This is a genomic window from Nocardia sp. NPDC019323, from assembly GCF_044389845.1.
GTDB classification, from domain to species: domain Bacteria; phylum Actinomycetota; class Actinomycetes; order Mycobacteriales; family Mycobacteriaceae; genus Nocardia; species Nocardia implantans.
Genome location: NZ_JBIRYN010000002.1, coordinates 928899 through 945414, shown reverse-complemented (window position 1 = coordinate 945414; position 16516 = coordinate 928899). Strand labels below are relative to the sequence as shown.

16 protein-coding genes are annotated in these 16516 nt (G+C 70.1%); 14 read left to right on the top strand and 2 right to left on the bottom strand.

All coding sequences use genetic code 11. From position 1 onward, the window contains the following. Positions 1-16: 16 nt before the first annotated feature. Positions 17-289 (bottom strand): GlsB/YeaQ/YmgE family stress response membrane protein, encoded by a 273-nt coding sequence (locus ACH49X_RS11750; protein ID WP_195080743.1) that lies wholly within the window; start codon positions 287-289, stop codon positions 17-19. A 221-nt stretch (positions 290-510) separates the two neighbouring features. Between ACH49X_RS11750 and ACH49X_RS11745 the strand changes: the two genes are divergently transcribed. After that, a complete protein-coding gene (locus ACH49X_RS11745) occupies positions 511-1539 on the top strand; it encodes a beta-ketoacyl-ACP synthase III (RefSeq protein WP_039802496.1) in 1029 nt (342 codons plus the stop codon). Between the two features lie 54 nt (positions 1540-1593). Here the strand turns inward: ACH49X_RS11745 and ACH49X_RS11740 are convergent, their stop codons facing one another. Next, complete coding sequence (locus ACH49X_RS11740; RefSeq protein ID WP_067796929.1) at positions 1594-2049, bottom strand: SRPBCC family protein; 456 nt, start codon at positions 2047-2049, stop codon at positions 1594-1596. Between the two features lie 207 nt (positions 2050-2256). Here ACH49X_RS11740 and ACH49X_RS11735 point away from each other — a divergent pair, with 207 nt between their 5' ends. The 13 genes from ACH49X_RS11735 to mnhG all read left to right on the top strand — a co-directional run bounded on the left by ACH49X_RS11735 (position 2257) and on the right by mnhG (position 16451). Next, a complete protein-coding gene (locus tag ACH49X_RS11735; protein ID WP_195080745.1) occupies positions 2257-2457 on the top strand; it encodes a hypothetical protein in 201 nt (66 codons plus the stop codon). A gap of 53 nt (positions 2458-2510) precedes the next feature. After that, positions 2511-4178, top strand: coding sequence for an FAD-dependent oxidoreductase (locus ACH49X_RS11730; protein ID WP_195080746.1), 1668 nt, complete (start codon positions 2511-2513; stop codon positions 4176-4178). 15 nt (positions 4179-4193) lie between these two features. Beyond that, the gene (locus ACH49X_RS11725) at positions 4194-5687 is read left to right on the top strand and encodes an ATP-binding protein (protein WP_195080747.1); all 1494 of its coding nucleotides are present in this window, start codon (positions 4194-4196) and stop codon (positions 5685-5687) included. Further along, positions 5684-6037, top strand: coding sequence for a UBP-type zinc finger domain-containing protein (locus ACH49X_RS11720; RefSeq protein WP_357109229.1), 354 nt, complete (start codon positions 5684-5686; stop codon positions 6035-6037). Before ACH49X_RS11725 ends, ACH49X_RS11720 begins: the two co-directional genes overlap by 4 nt. A 72-nt stretch (positions 6038-6109) precedes the next feature. Further along, on the top strand, positions 6110-6550 hold the full coding sequence (locus ACH49X_RS11715; protein WP_195080749.1) for a hypothetical protein: 441 nt from the start codon (positions 6110-6112) through the stop codon (positions 6548-6550). Between the two features lie 56 nt (positions 6551-6606). Further along, positions 6607-8868 (top strand): AAA family ATPase, encoded by a 2262-nt coding sequence (locus ACH49X_RS11710; RefSeq protein WP_357109223.1) that lies wholly within the window; start codon positions 6607-6609, stop codon positions 8866-8868. A gap of 131 nt (positions 8869-8999) precedes the next feature. After that, positions 9000-10301 carry a hypothetical protein gene (locus tag ACH49X_RS11705; RefSeq protein ID WP_357207327.1) on the top strand — a complete coding sequence of 434 codons (1302 nt, stop codon included), beginning with the start codon at positions 9000-9002 and terminating at the stop codon, positions 10299-10301. 110 nt (positions 10302-10411) lie between these two features. After that, entirely contained in the window at positions 10412-13315 is a 2904-nt protein-coding gene (locus ACH49X_RS11700; protein WP_357207325.1) for a Na+/H+ antiporter subunit A, read from the top strand. After that, positions 13312-13689 (top strand): Na(+)/H(+) antiporter subunit C, encoded by a 378-nt coding sequence (locus ACH49X_RS11695; protein WP_195080753.1) that lies wholly within the window; start codon positions 13312-13314, stop codon positions 13687-13689. The genes ACH49X_RS11700 and ACH49X_RS11695 overlap by 4 nt, the downstream gene beginning before the upstream one ends. Then, positions 13686-15290 (top strand): Na+/H+ antiporter subunit D, encoded by a 1605-nt coding sequence (locus ACH49X_RS11690; RefSeq protein ID WP_357207323.1) that lies wholly within the window; start codon positions 13686-13688, stop codon positions 15288-15290. The genes ACH49X_RS11695 and ACH49X_RS11690 overlap by 4 nt, the downstream gene beginning before the upstream one ends. Beyond that, positions 15287-15862, top strand: a complete 576-nt coding sequence (locus ACH49X_RS11685) for a Na+/H+ antiporter subunit E (protein ID WP_195080755.1) — start codon at positions 15287-15289, stop codon at positions 15860-15862. The genes ACH49X_RS11690 and ACH49X_RS11685 overlap by 4 nt, the downstream gene beginning before the upstream one ends. Further along, on the top strand, positions 15859-16119 hold the full coding sequence (locus ACH49X_RS11680; RefSeq protein WP_067797007.1) for a monovalent cation/H+ antiporter complex subunit F: 261 nt from the start codon (positions 15859-15861) through the stop codon (positions 16117-16119). Before ACH49X_RS11685 ends, ACH49X_RS11680 begins: the two co-directional genes overlap by 4 nt. After that, positions 16116-16451, top strand: coding sequence for a monovalent cation/H(+) antiporter subunit G (gene mnhG, locus ACH49X_RS11675; protein ID WP_357207320.1), 336 nt, complete (start codon positions 16116-16118; stop codon positions 16449-16451). The genes ACH49X_RS11680 and mnhG overlap by 4 nt, the downstream gene beginning before the upstream one ends. Positions 16452-16516: the final 65 nt, after the last annotated feature.

Sequence of the window (16516 nt, the reverse complement as noted above, 5' to 3'; positions counted from 1 at the left end):
CCTGTGGCACGCGGTGTCAGGACCTGACTCGGGCGCCCGTGACCAGTCGAACCAGGAACAGCAGGATCACCGCGCCACCCAGGCAGGTGAAGAAGCTGAACCACAGGCCGCCGCCCTCGACGTCGACTCCCAGCAGCTTCAACAGGAACCCACCGAGCAGGCCGCCGATCACGCCGACGACGATATTGAGCAGGATGCCCTGTTGGGCGTCCGTCTTCATGATCTTGCTCGCGATCCATCCGGCAAGACCGCCGATGATGATCCATCCGATAATCCCGAGACCGAGCATGGTGTCCTCGCATTCAGTTGGGCCACGCCTTCGTGCAGCAGTGGCGTCGCTGAGTCGAGATACCCACGGATTGTCGGAATACGCGCGGCAGATGAGCGACTTTCAAGCTAATATGAGGAAGCCTCATGTCTATTCGCCAATGGGCAGTGGCTGATGAGGGACCGATTTCGATGCTTCGGGGCACCCCCGGCGGCGCCGCCGCAGGTACATAGGAGACGCAGATGGCTGCTCGAATCGCCCAGACCACCGGCGCTGAGCACACGGCGATCCTCGGGCTCGGCGTTTACCGCCCTGCTCGCGTGGTCACCAACGACGAGGTGGCCGGTCCGATCAACTCCAGTGACGAGTGGATCAGGACCAGGTCGGGAATCAGGACCCGGCGGTTCGCCGACGAATCGGAGACGATCCAGAGCATGAGCGTCGCCGCCGCGCGCGGCGCGCTGGAATCCTCCGGCATCGCGGTCGACCAAGTCGATTGCGTGATAGTTGCTACATCCACCCACCTGTTGCTGACCCCGGCCGCCGCCCCGCGCATCGCCACCGAACTGGGCATGAACGGCGCGGCCGCCTTCGACGTCTCCGCCGGTTGCGCCGGCTTCTGCCACTCGATCGCGCTGGCGTCGGACCTGGTCCGGGCAGGCACCGCAGCGCACGTGCTGGTGATCGGCGTGGAAAAACTGACGAACACGGTCAACCCGAAGGACCGTTCCACCGCCTTCCTGTTCGCCGACGGCGCGGGCGCGGTGATCGTCGGCCCCTCCGACGAGCCGGGCATCGGCCCCACCGTGTGGGGCTCCGACGGCACCCAGCACCACGCCATCCGGCAGGACAAGGACTGGATGGAGTTCTTCCACGAGATCGACGAGAAGGGCTTGGACGCGGTGCGGCCCTACCTGGCGATGGAGGGCACCGCGGTGTTCCGGTGGGCCGCGCACTCGCTGGAGAAGGTGTGCCGCGACGCCATCGACCGCGCCGGACTGTCCCCCGAGGACCTGGACGCGATGATCCCGCACCAGGCCAACGGCCGGATCATCGAGATCATGGCCCGAGTGCTGAAGCTGCCTGAGCACTGCGCGCTCGCCAACGACATCGAGGAAGCGGGCAACACCTCGGCCGCCTCGATCCCGCTGGCCATGGAGGCGCTGCTGCGCAAGGGCGAGTCCAAGCCGGGCGACACGGCGCTGCTGATCGCGTTCGGCGCGGGCCTGTCCTACGCGGCTCAGGTCGTGAACCTGCCGAACTGGAAGTGACGCTCGCCGCGGCCGGGCCACGACCTCTCGTGGACCCGCCGCGGCGACCCGCGCTCAGGCGCCGGCTTCGACCGCCGTCTTGATCTTGCCCAGCGTTTCGTTCATGCCGCGCACCAGCAGTTCCTCGAACGGGGCCTCGCCGCCGAGCGCGGCATCGATCGCCCTGCGAGAGAGCCAGGTGGTGCCGTTGGGCACGTCGCGCCGCTCGATCAGCCGCGTGCCGGACTCGGTGGGCTCGAGGGTGTAGCTCCACACCGTCCGGTTCTCGTTGACCCGGAAGGCGAACGCCTGGTTCGGCTCGACTCGCACGATGCGGGCGGTGGTCGGCCAGAACTTCTTGCCCTCGCGATTGAAGTTGATCGTCCAGGTGCCCGCTTTTAACGAGCCGAGCGCCACCATCCGCACGCACTGCGGGCTGAACTCCGGCATCCGCTTCAGATCGGAGACCACCGCCCACACGCGCTCCGGGGGCGCGGAGATGTCGATACTGGCTTCGAGATTCTTCGGCAACGCTGCCTCCGGGATATCAGCGACGGACCGACGGGCGTCCGTCCGAACGCGGTGGAACGAGTCGCTGACATTTTAAGCGCCCGACAGTTGCGTCACGTTTTCGCCACTCGCGCACCCCCCGGTGTAATGCTCGGCGCACAATAACAGATACATGAAGCACAGACACCGCCTCCAACATTTCGGCGTACCAACGTGAGGTGATCGGCCGTGAAACTGCGCTCCCTGCTCCATCGTCGACCGGCGAACCCGGTTCCGCTGCTCCCCGCCATCGAGCCGGAGGACGGGCGAAAAGCGCACGGCGCGTCGGTATTTCCGCCACAGAGCGTTCGCGGGGCCGTGCAGGAGGAGCGCCTGGAGCGGCTGCTGACTCCCCGTGAACTCGATCTCGTCTTGCATCATCGGCTCTGAGCCCTGGGCGAACGCCCACGACAGACCGCGCCGCGAGGCTCCATACTCGTCAGGTGACTTCACCCGCTGCTACGAAACCGGCCATCCTGAGCGTCGACGACGACCCGGGCGTTTCCCGTGCGGTCGTCCGCGACCTGCGCCGCCGTTACGGCGCCGATTACCGGATTCTGCGCGCGGAATCGGGGCCGCAGGCGCTCGAGGCGCTGCGTGAGATGAAGTTGCGCGGGCAGCCGGTCGCCGTGTTGATCGCCGACTATCGGATGCCTGGCATGGACGGCATCGAGTTCTTGGAGCAGGCGATGGACCTGCACCCGTACGCGCGCCGCGTGCTGTTGACCGCCTACGCCGACACCAACGCCGCGATCGACGCGATCAACGTCGTCGACCTCGACCACTACCTGCTCAAACCGTGGGACCCGCCGGAGGAGAAGCTCTATCCCGTGCTCGACGGGCTGCTCGACGCCTGGCGCGGCAGCGAGCACCGGCCCGTCACCGAGACCAAGGTGGTCGGCAATCGCTGGTCGCCGCGGTCGTCGCAGGTGCGGGAATTCCTGGCCCGCAACCAGCTGCCCTACCGGTGGTACCTGGCCGACGAGCCCGAGGGCGCGCGCCTGCTGGAGGCGGCGGGCGCCGACCCCGAGCGCTGTCCGGTGGTGATCACGTCCGCGGGCGAGGCGCTGGTGCAGCCAACCGACAACGAACTGGCCCAGCACGTCGGCCTGACCGTCGACCCGGCGGGCGAGTTCTACGACCTGATCGTCGTCGGCGGCGGTCCCGCCGGTCTGGGCGCGGCGGTCTACGGCGCGTCCGAGGGTCTGCGCACCGTGCTCGTGGAGCGCACCGCCACCGGCGGCCAGGCCGGGCAGAGTTCGCGCATCGAGAACTATCTCGGCTTCCCCGACGGTTTGTCGGGTGCGCAGCTGGCCGACCGGGCCCGGCGGCAGGCGGCGAAATTCGGCGCGGAAGTGATCACCACGCGCGAAGTGGTGGGGCTGGAGGTGAACGGCTCGGCGCGCACCGTGCGGTTCGCCGACGGCGGCAGGCTGTGCGCGCACACCGTCATCATCGCGACCGGCGTCGACTACCGCCGTCACCCGGCGCCCGGCGTCGACGACTTCACCGGGCGCGGCGTCTACTACGGATCGGCCATGACCGAGGCGTCCGAGTGCGCCGACCACGACGTCTACATCGTCGGCGGCGCGAATTCCGCGGGCCAGGCCGCGGTGTTCCTGTCCCGCAACGCGCGCACCGTGCATCTGGTGGTGCGGGCGGATTCGCTGGAACAGTCCATGTCGCATTACCTCATCCAGCAGATCGGGCAGATCGCGAACATCGAGGTGCACACCAACACGGAGGTGATCTCCGCCGACGGCGACGATCATCTGCAACAGATCGTGCTGCGCGACAACCGCACCGGCGCCGAGGAGAAGGCCGACGCGGAGCGGCTGTTCCTGTTCATCGGGGCCGCGCCGCAGACCGATTGGCTCGACGGCGTCGTCAGCCGCGACGACGCCGGTTACGTGCTCGCCGGTCCCGACCTGATGGTCGACGGCGCGCGTCCGGCGGGCTGGGAGCTGTCGCGGCCGCCGCATCATCTCGAGACCAGCGTGCCGGGCGTGTTCGTGGCGGGCGACGTGCACGCCGAGTCGGCCAAGCGCGTCGCCTCCGCCGTCGGCGAGGGCGCCATGGCCGTCATGCTCGTGCACCGCTATCTCGCGTAACCAGGAGGCCCGCAGATGACTTCGAACCAGACCGCGGATCGCAGCAGCCGGTCGGTGTGCGATCCCGCCGAGCTGCGCACCCTGTTCCTGTTCGAGAAGCTGAACGACGAGCAGCTGGCCTGGCTGTGCGCCGACGGCCGGGTGGAGACGATCGAGCCGGGGGTGGTCTTCCGCGAAGGCGACCCGGCCACGTGTTTCTACGTGCTGATGGACGGCGAGCTGGTGCTCTCCAAGCAGTCCGGCGGCGCGGAGATCGAACTGGTCCGCACCGAGCATCACGGCGCCTACGCGGGCGCCTGGATGTCCTACATCGGCGACAAGGTCGATCAGACCTACAGCGGGACGATGCAGGTGACGCGGCCTTCGCGGTTCTTCGTGCTGGACGCCGACATCTTCGCCAGGATGATGCACGAGTGGTTCCCGATGGCCGTGCACCTGCTCGAAGGGGTGTTCTTCGGCAACCGCAACACCAACGCGCGCATCGGTGAGCGGGAACGGCTGCTCGCGCTCGGTTCGCTGTCGGCGGGCCTCACCCATGAGCTGAACAACCCGGCCGCCGCCGCGGTGCGCGCCACGGCGGGCCTGCGCGAGCGAGTCGCGGGCATGCGGCACAAGCTGGCCATGATGGCGGAGGGCAAATTCGATCCGTCGTCCCTCGGCGCGTTGGTGCGCCTGCAGGAGGAGGCCGCCGCCCAGGTCGCGAAGGCTCCGGAGCTGACGCCGCTGGAGGCCGCCGACCGCGAGGACGTGCTCGGCGAATGGCTCGAGGAGCACGGGATCGCCGACGGCTGGAATCTCGCGCCGAACTTCGTGCAGGCCGGGTTCGACACCGACTGGCTGGAGCGGGTGGCCGCCACCCTGGACGGCGCGCCGGAGCAGGTGTTCCAAGGGGCCGTCCGCTGGCTGAACTACACCATCGAGACCGAGCTGCTGATGAACGAGATCGCCGACTCGACCACGCGCATCTCCGCGCTGGTCGGCGCCGCGAAGCAGTATTCGCAGATGGACCGGGCGCCGTTCCAGGTGGTCGACATCCACGAACTGCTCGACAGCACCTTGGTGATGCTCAGCCGCAAGATCGGCGACGGCGTGCACGTGGTCAAGGAATACGACCGGACGCTGCCGCAAGTGCCGTGCTACGCGGCGGAACTCAATCAGGTCTGGACCAATCTCATCGACAACGCCGTGTACGCGATGAACGGCGAGGGCACGCTGACCATTCGCACCAGGCACGAGAACGATTGCGCTGTGGTGGAGATCGGCGATACCGGATCGGGGATACCGCCGGAGGCCCGCGGCCGGATCTTCGAACCGTTCTTCACCACCAAGCCGATGGGTGAGGGCACCGGCCTGGGACTTGATATCTCGTTCCGCATCGTGGTCAAGAAACACAACGGCGACATCAGGGTGGACTCCGAGCCCGGCGACACCAGGTTCACCGTCTGGCTGCCGCTGCGCCGCCCCGAAGCGGAAGTCGTCGCCACGACCGACCAGGAAGGACAGGCATGACCGAGCAGATCGCGGGCATCGACCCGGCCGTACCACCGAGCGGTCCGGGGTGCCTGGAGTGCGAGCAGGTCTCCGGCTGGTGGGTGCATCTGCGCCGCTGTGCCCAGTGCGGGCATGTCGGCTGCTGTGACACCTCACCCGCCCAGCACGCCACCGCGCACGCCAAGAGCACCGGGCACCCGTTCATCCAGAGCTTCGAGCCGGGCGAGGACTGGTACTACAACTTCGAGACCGAAGAGATGTTCAGCGGCGGACCGGAATTGGCGCCGCCGCACAGTCATCCCGCCGATCAGGGCGCGCCGGGCCCGCGCGGACGGGTGCCAGCGGATTGGCAGGCACACATCCACTGACCGCGCCGCAACCGGTACGCTGCTGCGAACGCCGGGGCCTCCGGCGCAACGATCCACCCGGGAAAGCACGGTATGAAACGAACTTCCGCCATCGTCCTGATCGCCGGGACGGTGGGTTTCCTGCTGGCAGGCTGCGGCGGAGGGGACGAGTCCACCGACGCGAACGGATTGCGCAAGGGCTCGGTGAGCGCGACGGCGGCAGCCTCGGCCGCCCGTACGACGACCGCTTCCGGCACCGCGACATCGACCGCCCCGGCGGATACGGACACCACCACCACGACGAAGCAGCGCGATCCCGCGCTCGGTCCGGCGTCGAGCACCACCTGCGGTGAGTTCCGCAAGCTCGACACCGACGCGGAGAAAGCCCTGATCGAGCAGATCCTCGCGGAGAACCCGGGCGGCCCGTTCGACGGCAGCCCGAATGTCGCGCTCGGCACCGCCAAGCTGGTGTGCCTGGCGCCGAGCGTGGCCGGCACCTCGGTCGCGGTCGCCGCCGGAATCGTCGAGAAGTAGCCGCAGATCAGCTCGCGGGCCGTGACCGATCACCGGCCGCGCGGCAGAATGGCACAGTGGCAGAACTGGCACTCACCGCCCGCCTGAATTCGTCGGCCGCCGATGCCCGGCGCGGGGTGGTCCGCCTGCACCCGGAGGCGCTCACCGCGCTGGGGCTGCGGGAATGGGACGGGATCATGCTGGTCGGCTCGCGGCGCACAGCCGCGGTGGTCGGCATCGCCCGCCAGGGCACGCCCGCCGGGGTGGCCCTGCTCGACGACGTCACGCTGTCCAACGCGGGACTGCGCGAGGATGCGACGGTGGTGGTCTCCCCCGCGACCGTCTACGGCGCGAAACAGATCACGGTGAGCGGTTCGGTGCACGCCACCCGCACCATTCCGGCCGCGACCCTGCGCCAGGCGCTGCTGGGCAAGGTCGTCACCGTCGGCGACGCGGTCTCCCTGCTGCCGCGCGACCTGGGCCCCGACATCAGCTCCACGGCGGCCACCCAGGCGCTGTCGCGCACCTTCGGCATCGCCTGGACCACGGAGTTGCTCACCGTCACCGGCACCGACCCGCGCGGGCCGGTGAGCGTGCAGCCGAATACCGCGGTGTCCTGGGGGGCTGGTGCGGTCGCCGCGCGGGACGCCGCCGATCTGGCCGGGGCGGGCACCCCGATACCGGTGGGCACGGCGTCGTGGGGCGCCACCGAAGCCGCCGCCATGGACACGGCCGCGGCCACCAACGGCGCCGCGATGGCCAGGATCTCGGCCGCCGACCTGCCGAGCATCTCGGTCGAAGAGCTCGCGGGCGCGCGCGGCCAGGCCGCGAAACTCCAGGAGTGGCTCAGCCTCGCGTTGGACGAACCCGAGTTGCTGCGCACGCTGGGCGCGCGCCCACATCTCGGCGTGCTGATCACCGGTCCGGCCGGTGTCGGCAAAGCCACGCTGGCCCGCGCGGTCGCTGGATCGCGGCGCGTGGTGGAGCTCGACGGCCCCAGCGTGGGCGCCGCCGAGAGCGGAGCGCGGCTGCGCGAGGTCGCCGAGGCGGTGGCCGATATCGGCTGCGGCAAGGGCGGCATCCTGCTGATCACCGACATCGACGCCCTGCTGCCCGCCGACCCGGAGCCGGTCGCCACGCTCATCCTCGACCAGCTGCGCGCCGCGATCGCCGGACCGTCCGTGGCCTTCCTGGCGACCACGTCGCACCCGGCCGGCATCGACCAGCGCTTGCGCGCCCCCGATCTGTGCGACCGCGAACTCGCGCTGCCGCTGCCGACCACCGCCGTGCGCAAGGCGCTGCTCGAGTATCTGCTGCGCCGGGTGCCGACCGCCGAGTTGCGGCTCGACGAGATCGCCGAGCGCACGCCCGGCTTCGTGGTGTCCGATCTGGCGGCGCTGTGCCGGGAGGCGGCCCTGCGCGCGGCCTCGCGGGCCAGGGAGCACGGCGAGCCGCAACTCACCCAGCCCGACCTGCTCGGCGCGCTCGAGGTCATCCGGCCGCTGTCGCGCTCGGGCATGGAGGAACTCGCCATCGGCAGCCTGAGCCTCGACGACGTCGGCGACATGGCCGAAACCAAGCAGGCGCTGACCGAGGCGGTGCTGTGGCCGCTGAAGCATCCGGATTCCTTCGCCCGGCTCGGCATCGAGCCGCCGCGCGGTGTGCTGCTCTACGGCCCGCCGGGCTGCGGCAAGACCTTCCTGGTGCGGGCGCTGGCCGGTACCGGTCAGCTCAGCGTGCACGCGGTCAAAGGCGCCGAACTGCTGGACCGGTGGGTCGGCTCGTCAGAGCGCGCGGTGCGCGAGCTGTTCCAGCGCGCCCGCGATTCCGCGCCATCGCTGATCTTCCTGGACGAGGTGGACGCGCTTGCCCCGCGCCGCGGGCAGAGCGCCGACGCGGGCGTCGGCGATCGGGTGGTCGCGGCGCTGCTCACCGAGCTCGACGGCGTGGAGCCGCTGCGCGACGTGGTGGTGCTCGGCGCGACCAACCGGCCTGAGCTGATCGATCCGGCGCTGCTGCGTCCTGGCAGGCTGGAGCGGCTGGTGTTCGTGCCGCCGCCGGACGCCGACGCGCGCAGGGAGATCCTGCGCACGGCGGGCCGCGCGGTGCCCTTGGCCGCCGACGTCGACCTCGACGCGCTCGCGGAGGAACTGGAGGGCTACTCCGCCGCCGACTGCGCCGCGCTGTTGCGTGAATCCGCGCTCGCGGCCATGCGCAGGGACGTGCACGCGGCCGACGTGACCGCCGCGGACGTGCTCGCGGCCAAGGCGGTGGTGCGGCCCTCGCTGGACCCGTCGCAGATAGACACGCTGCGCCGGTACGCGGACAGCCGCGGCTAGGTCACCAACCACCCCCATTGGACAATCACCGGCAAATCGTCGCTTCCCGCATTTTTCCCATCGGAGACATTTACGGGCGAATCGTCGGCAATCACAAGATCACGTGATCACCACGGGTATGTTCGACAACCGTGCGCAGGGTCGGCGACATTGTCGACGCGACCACGGCCTTCACGGGAGCCGCGGTCGCGGGCGTCACGCTGTTCCTGCCGGTCACCGTCAGCCCCTCCGGCCAGTCCGCCTCGTACCGGATCGCCGGGCTGCTCAACAGCGTGCCGCGCAGCGCGGCGCTGGGCGTGATCGTCGCCGTGGCGGTCGCCGTGCTGGTCGCCACCACATCGCGGCCGCTGACCGGGTGGGCGACGGCGACCGCCGCCGCGCTGGCGCAGCTGATCAACCACTTCGCCGGACACCGGGTGGCCACCGCCGAGATACTGACCACGCAGAACTACATCGACTCGATCTGCGCGGCGGTGCTGCTCGGCGGCCTCGGCGCCGTGGTGCTGCGCAGGCCGCTGCCCGCCGCGGCGTTCGCGGTGGGCGGCGTCGGCTTCTTCGGCTTCGGCGATCTCGCGGGCGTGCTGAACATCAACGCCGACCCGTACGCGGTCCTGGAGACCCCCACGCGCTGGATGATCGGCGTGGCGCTCGCCCTGCTGGTGATCAGCACCTTGCACAACTGGAAGCGCACCGAGGAGGCGAAGACGCCGCGCATGGCGATCGCCCTGCCGGTGACGCCGATCCTCGCCGCCATGGTGCTCGCGCTGGTGGTGCTGGCGGGCACCGAATGGCTGGGCCGCCAGTACAGCAAACTGCCGGCGGAAGGTCACGCGGTGGAGATCGCGATCGTCGTCGCGGCGACGATCGTCAGCGCGACGGCGGCCGCCATGCTGCTGCCCGGCCGCGACGGCACCGGCGTGTATCTGGCCGTGAGCCTGACCGCCGCGGTCGACGCCGTGGGGTACGCGGTGCGGCCCGGCTGGACCTCCGCGGTGCTCATCGCGTTGACCGCGGCCGGACTCGTCGTCGGCGTCAGGATGCCGTCGACCGCCCTCGCCATCCTGCTGCTGACGGGCATCACGGTCTTCGCCCTGATCACCTCGACGTCCGCCGGCACCGTCGCCTTCGCGGTGATCAGCGGAGTCATCGCGCTGACCGCCGGTTACTGCTGCGGCACGGCCCGGCCGCACTACGCGCCCAGCGGCGTGCTCGCGATCAGCGCGCTCTATCTGCCTTCGGCGGTCTCGGTGATGCCGGACCGGGTCAAGGACTGGCGCGAGGACGTGGCGGTACACGACGCGGCTCCGGGCCGCACCGCGCTGGCCATCGTCATCGGCAGCGCCGTCGGGCTCGTCATGCTGCGCAGCCTGCGGCCGCGCAGCAAGTCCCAAACGAATGGGCAACCGGAGAGCGAGTCATTAGCGGACATATAGCTTCGGTTCGGGCGGATGGCGTACACCATACTCACCCTTTCCCCGGAAAAAGCACGCCTTCCGTAGGCTTGTGCCGGACACCCCGCCGCCCCTACCCGACGGAGTGAAGTTTGCTCGCAATCCTGCTCGTGCATGCGGCAGCCGCCCTGGCGGCTCCGCTGTGGGTGCGGGCACTGGGGCGCAACGCTTTCTACCTGCTCGCGGTGGTCCCGCTCGGCGGCTTCGTCTGGGTGCTCGCGAATTGGTCCGAGCCGCAGCGAGTTCGGCTCACCTGGGCGCCTAGCATCGGCCTGAACATCGATCTGGGCTTCGACACGCTCGCGGCGGTGCTGTGCGCGCTGGTCCTCGGCATCGGGGCGCTGGTGCTGGTCTACTGCGCCCGGTACTTCGAGGACGACGAGCCGCGCCTCGGGGTGTTCGCCGCCGAGCTGGTCGCGTTCGCCGGAGCCATGTTCGGACTGGTGACCAGCGACAACATGCTGCTGCTCTATGTGTTCTGGGAGGCGACGACGGTGCTGTCGTTCCTGCTGATCGGGCACAACGCCGAGCAGGCGGCCAGCCGGAGGGCGGCGATCCAGGCGCTGCTGGTGACCGGCGCGGGCGGGTTGACGATGCTGGCGGGCATCGTCGTGCTCGGCGCCGCGAACGGCAGCTATCTGCTGTCGGATCTGCTCGGCGCACCCGCCCCGAGCGGGACGGCGGTGAATGTCGCGGTGGCCCTGATGCTGGTGGGCGCGCTGACCAAATCCGCCGTGGTGCCGTTGCATTTCTGGCTGCCCGGCGCGATGGCGGCGCCGACGCCGGTGAGCGCGTACCTGCATGCCGCGGCGATGGTGAAGGCCGGGGTGTATCTGATCGCGCGGCTCGCACCGGCGTTCGCGCAGAATCCGGTGTGGCATCCGCTGGTGCTCACTCTCGGCCTGGCCTCGATGCTGCTGGCCGGGCTGCGCTCGCTCCAAGTGGTGGATCTGAAACTGGTGCTCGCCTTCGGCACGGTGAGCCAGCTGGGATTCCTGATCGTGCTGGTCGGCCTCGGCACGCCCGCCGCCGCGCTGGCCGGAGTGACGATGATCATCGCGCACGCGCTGTTCAAGGCCTGCCTTTTCCTGGTGGTCGGCATCATCGATCACGGTGCGGGGACGCGGGATCTGCGCCGGCTGTCCGGGCTGGGCCGCCGGGCTCCGGTGCTGTGCGCCACCGCGGCGCTCGCCGCGCTCAGCATGGCGGGCATACCGCCGCTGATCGGCTTCGCCGGAAAAGAGAGCGCGCTGAACGCCGTCCTGGACTCGGACGTGCTGGCCGCGCCCGTGCGGGGCGTGGTATTCGCCGGGGTGGTACTGGGATCGATGCTGACCGTCGGCTACAGCGTCCGGTTCGTCTGGGGCGCTTTCGCGGACAAGCGCGGCGCGCCGGAACCCACTGCCGGCGCGACGCCCGTCGCCCACCATCCCAGCGAGGTACCCGTCGCCGAGGACCAGCCGGAAGCCGAGCGTCGCTTGCGCTGGCACCCGCCGGGTGCGCTGTTCCTCGCGGCGCCGGTGATCCTCGCCGTCGCGAGCCTCGCGGCCGGCTTCGCCCTGGCCTGGCTCGACGCACGGTTGAGCCCCTATGCCGAGACACTGGCCGGGCCGCCGCCTCCGCATCTGGCGTTGTGGCACGGATTCGACCCCGCGCTGGCGTCGACGCTGCTGATCGTCGCGGTGGGTGTGGTGCTGTGGCGGCTGCGCGACCGCTTCGCCGAATCGGCGCACCCGCGCCTCGGCAACGCCGACCGCGCCTACGACGCCACGCTGCGCGCGATGGACACCCTCTCGCTGCGGATGACCGGCGCGGTGCAGCGCGGCTCACTGCCGTTGAGCCAGGCCGCGATCCTGGTCACGCTCATCGTCCTGCCGACGGTCCTGCTCGCCGTGGGCACCCGCACGGGTGTCACGCTGCGCCTGTGGGATTCGCCGCTGCAAGCGGCCGTCGGCGCCGTCATGGCGGTGACCGCGCTCGCCGCGACGGTGCTGCGCAACCGGCTGGCGAGCGTGCTGGTCGTCGGCGTGACCGGATACGGCAGCGGCGTGATCTTCGCGCTGCACGGCGCCCCCGACCTCGCGCTGACCCAGTTCCTCGTGGAAACGCTGACCTTGGTGATCTTCGTGCTGGTCCTGCGCGCTTTTCCCGCGCGGATCGAGGCGAGCCGAACCGCCGCATTCAAGGTGCGCAGGGCGATGCTGGCCGCCGGAACCGGGACGGTGGTCGCGGTCATGGCCGGGTTCGCCGTCGCGGCCCGCACCGCCGAACCCATCTGGCCCCGGATACCCGACGCCGCCTACGCGTTCGGCGGCGGGAAGAACGCCGTCAACGTCCTGCTCGTCGACCTGCGGGCCTGGGACACCCTCGGCGAGATCTCGGTGCTCGTCGTCGCGGCCACCGGGGTCGCCTCATTGGTGTTCCGCAGCAGGCGTTTCGGCAGCGCGCCGCGTGCGACGGACTCCCCCGACTACGATCCGGAACTGGTGAGCTGGCTGCCCGCGGGCAGATTGATCGGCCGGGCCGAACGGTCGATGGTCCTGCAGATCACCACGCGGCTGGTGTTCCCGACCATCATGGTGCTGTCGGTCTACTTCTTCTTCTCCGGCCACAACGCTCCCGGCGGCGGGTTCGCGGGCGGGCTTACGGCGGGGCTGGCGCTCACGCTGCGGTATCTCGCGGGCGGACGCTACGAATTGGGCGAGGCGCTGCCCGTGGACGCGGGCCATGTCCTCGGCGCGGGCCTCACCCTGGCCGCCGGCACCGCGGTGTCGTCGCTGCTGCTCGGCGCGCCGCCGCTGTCCTCGGCGATCATCGACGTCTCGCTGCCGGTGATCGGCCACGTCAAGGTGGTCACCGCGCTGCTGTTCGATCTCGGCGTCTACCTCATCGTGGTCGGCCTGGTGCTGGACGTGCTGCGCAGTCTCGGCGCGCGGCTGGACAGCGAACTCGCCGACGCCGAGCCCCCCGCGGCGAACGGAGGTCCCCGGACGTGACCGCGAATCTGACCCTGCTGGTGGTGATCGGCATCCTGGTCGCGTGCGGGGTGTATCTCATCCTGGAACGCGCCGTGTCGAAGATGCTGCTCGGGCTGATCCTCTTCGGCAACGCGGTGAACCTGCTGATCATCACCGCGGGCGGCGGCAACGGCAAACCGCCCATCCACGGCTCGGCCGACACCGAGGAGATGGCCGACCCGCTCGCCCAGGCGATGGTGCTCACCGCCATCGTGATCACCATGGGCATCGCGGCGTTCGTGCTCGCCCTCGCCTACCGCGCCTACACGCTCACCACCAGCGACGACGTCGCCAACGATCAGGAAGACGTCGATGTCGCCCGGCGGCGCGCCGGAGAGGACCCGGAGACGTGACCCTCTCCCCCGGCCTGCTGCCGATCCTCGCTCCGCTACCGGTGCTCGTCCCGCTGCTGGGCGCCGCGGCCACGCTCGTGTTCGGCCGCAGGCCGCGCATCCAGCGCGCGGTCAGCGTCGGTGCGCTCGCCGGTGGCGTGGTGATCTGCGGGCTGCTGCTGTTCCTGGTCGACCGGGACGGCACCACGGCGGTGCAGGTGGGCGACTGGGCGGCGCCGATCGGCATCACACTGGTGGTGGACCGGCTGTCGGCGGCGATGCTGCTCGTCTCGTCCATCGTGCTGCTGTCGGTCAACCTCTACGGCGCGGGCCAGAACATCCGCGACGGCGACGAGCGGCAGCCGACCTCGATCTACCGGCCCACGTATCTGGTGCTCAGCGCCGGCGTCTCGGCCGCGTTCCTGGCCGGAGACCTGTTCAACCTCTTCGTCGGCTTCGAGATCCTGCTGGCGGCGTCCTTCGTGCTGCTCACCGTCGGCGCGACCACCGAACGCATCCGCGCGGGCGTGGCCTATGTGATGGTCTCCATGGTCTCGTCGCTGATCTTCCTCACCGGCATCGGACTCACCTACGCCGCCACCGGAACCCTGAACCTCGCCCAGCTCGCGGTCCGGTTCGGCGCCGTGCCCGACGGCACCCGCACGGCGATCTTCGGCGTGCTGCTGGTGGCGTTCGGCATCAAGGCGGCCGTCTTCCCCCTGTCGAACTGGCTGCCCGACTCCTATCCGACCGCTCCGGCGCCGGTCACGGCCGTGTTCGCCGGTCTGCTCACCAAAGTCGGTGTGTACGCGATCATCCGGACCCATTCGCTGCTGTTCCCCGACGGCGGCTTCGACTCGGTGCTGCTGGTGTGCGGCCTGCTCACCATGCTCATCGGCATCCTCGGCGCCATCGCGCAGAGCGACATCCGCCGTCTGCTGTCGTTCACGCTGGTCAGTCACATCGGATACATGGTGTTCGGCGTCGGCCTGGCCAACGCGGCCGGGCTGTCGGGCGCGGTGTTCTACGTGGCGCACCACATTCTGGTGCAGACCACCCTGTTCCTGGTGGCCGGTCTGATCGAGCGACAGGCCGGATCGACCTCGCTGCGCAGACTGGGCGGGCTCGCCGCGGCCAGCCCACTGCTTGCCGTGCTGTTCCTCATCCCAGCGCTGAATCTGGGTGGAATACCGCCGTTCTCCGGGTTCATCGGCAAGGTCACGCTGTTGCGGGCGGGCGCGGAGAGCGGCAGCGTGCTGGCCTGGGTGCTGGTCGGCGGCGCCGTGCTCACCAGCCTGCTCACCCTCTACGCCATGGCCAGGGTGTGGAGCAAAGCCTTCTGGCGGCCTCGCGAGGACGCGCCGGAGGGCCATCTCACCGCCGCCAAGCCGCCCACGCTGATCGAGGAAGCGACCGACGTGCACTACGACGAGCGCACCGATCCCGGCCGGATGCCGCCGCTGATGGTGCTGTCCACGGCGGCGCTGCTGGCGGTGGGGTTGGGCCTGACGGTGCTGGCCGGGCCGATCCTCACGATCGCCGACCGGGCCGCGGCGGACCTGCGCGATCCCGGCGTGTACATCGGCGCGGTGCTCGGTGATCCGCACGGAGGCCCGCGATGAGCATCGAGCAGACTGGGCGGAGCCGCAAGCGCGATCTGACGGTCCGCATCGGCATCCTCATGTGGCTCACGGTGGTCTGGGTGGCTTTGTGGGGCGATCTGAGCACGGCGAATGTGCTGGGTGGACTGGCGGTCGCCGCGCTGATCATGGTCGCGCTGCCGTTGCCCCGCGTGCCGGTGTCCGGCCGGCTGAACCCGCTTCCCCTGCCCGAATTGATCCTGGCGAGCGCGTATTACGCGCTGGAGTCGAGTCTGCAGGTCGCCTGGTTGGCGATCCGCCCCGCGCCGCCACCGGTGTCCGGGGTGCTGCGCGTGTATTCCGCCACGCGCTCGGACCTGGTGCTGGTGCTGTGGACCGACCTGCTCAACCTGATCCCGGGCACCATGGTGCTGGAGATCGACCGCAGGCGCTGTGTCGTCTACGTGCACGTGCTCGACGTCGGCAGCGACGCGGCGGTGGCCGCCTTCTTCCGCACCACCCGGCGGCTGGAACGCCTGCTGATCGAAGCCTTCGAACGCCCGACCGGGTGGCCGTACTCCCGGCCGCCCTCACCCCCGGAGGTGACATCGTGACCGTCGTCGCCGTCATCGCCGCCGTCATCCTGACCGCGGCGGCACTGCTCACCACATATCGCGTAGTCATGGGCCCGAGCACGCTGGACCGGGTGGTCGGCATCGACTCGTTGATGGCCATAGCCGCCTCCGGGCTGGCCGTGTGGGCCGCCTACAGCGCCGACACCACCGTGGTGCCCGCGATCGTCGCGCTGGCGCTGGTGGGGTTCCTCGGCTCGGCCGCGGTGTCGCGATTCCGGGTGCGAGACGACACATGAATCTGTGGCACGTCTTCGCGGGCGTCCTGATCCTCCTCGGCTCGACGCTGGCGCTCACCGCCGCGATCGGGATCGCGCGCTTCCCCGACACCCTGACCCGGATGCACGCCGCCACCAAGCCGCAGGTCATCGGGTTGATCCTGGTGCTGGCGGGCGCCGCGATCCAGCTGCGCGGGCACGGCAACGTCTGGGCGCTGGTGCTCGTCGGGCTGTTCACCCTGCTCACCGCCCCGGTGATCGCCCACCTGATCGGCCGCACCGCCTACCGCGAGCAGCGCCACCGCGACGGCCTGCTGCGCGTCAACGAGCTGCGCGACGACGACATCGATTAGCCGCGACCGGCCTCAGCGCGCGACGGGCTCGACGCCGACCAGCCGCACGCACGGGGCCGCAGCGC

What these genes read in the sequence shown, in the direction of transcription:
- ACH49X_RS11715 (WP_195080749.1), top strand. Translation starts at nt 6,110, where the DNA reads ATGAAACGAACTTCCGCCATCGTCCTGATCGCCGGGACGGTGGGTTTC.
- ACH49X_RS11725 (WP_195080747.1), top strand. Translation starts at nt 4,194, where the DNA reads ATGACTTCGAACCAGACCGCGGATCGCAGCAGCCGGTCGGTGTGCGAT.
- ACH49X_RS11685 (WP_195080755.1), top strand. Translation starts at nt 15,287, where the DNA reads ATGAGCATCGAGCAGACTGGGCGGAGCCGCAAGCGCGATCTGACGGTC.
- ACH49X_RS11750 (WP_195080743.1), bottom strand. Translation starts at nt 289, where the DNA reads ATGCTCGGTCTCGGGATTATCGGATGGATCATCATCGGCGGTCTTGCC.
- ACH49X_RS11720 (WP_357109229.1), top strand. Translation starts at nt 5,684, where the DNA reads ATGACCGAGCAGATCGCGGGCATCGACCCGGCCGTACCACCGAGCGGT.
- ACH49X_RS11745 (WP_039802496.1), top strand. Translation starts at nt 511, where the DNA reads ATGGCTGCTCGAATCGCCCAGACCACCGGCGCTGAGCACACGGCGATC.
- mnhG (WP_357207320.1), top strand. Translation starts at nt 16,116, where the DNA reads ATGAATCTGTGGCACGTCTTCGCGGGCGTCCTGATCCTCCTCGGCTCG.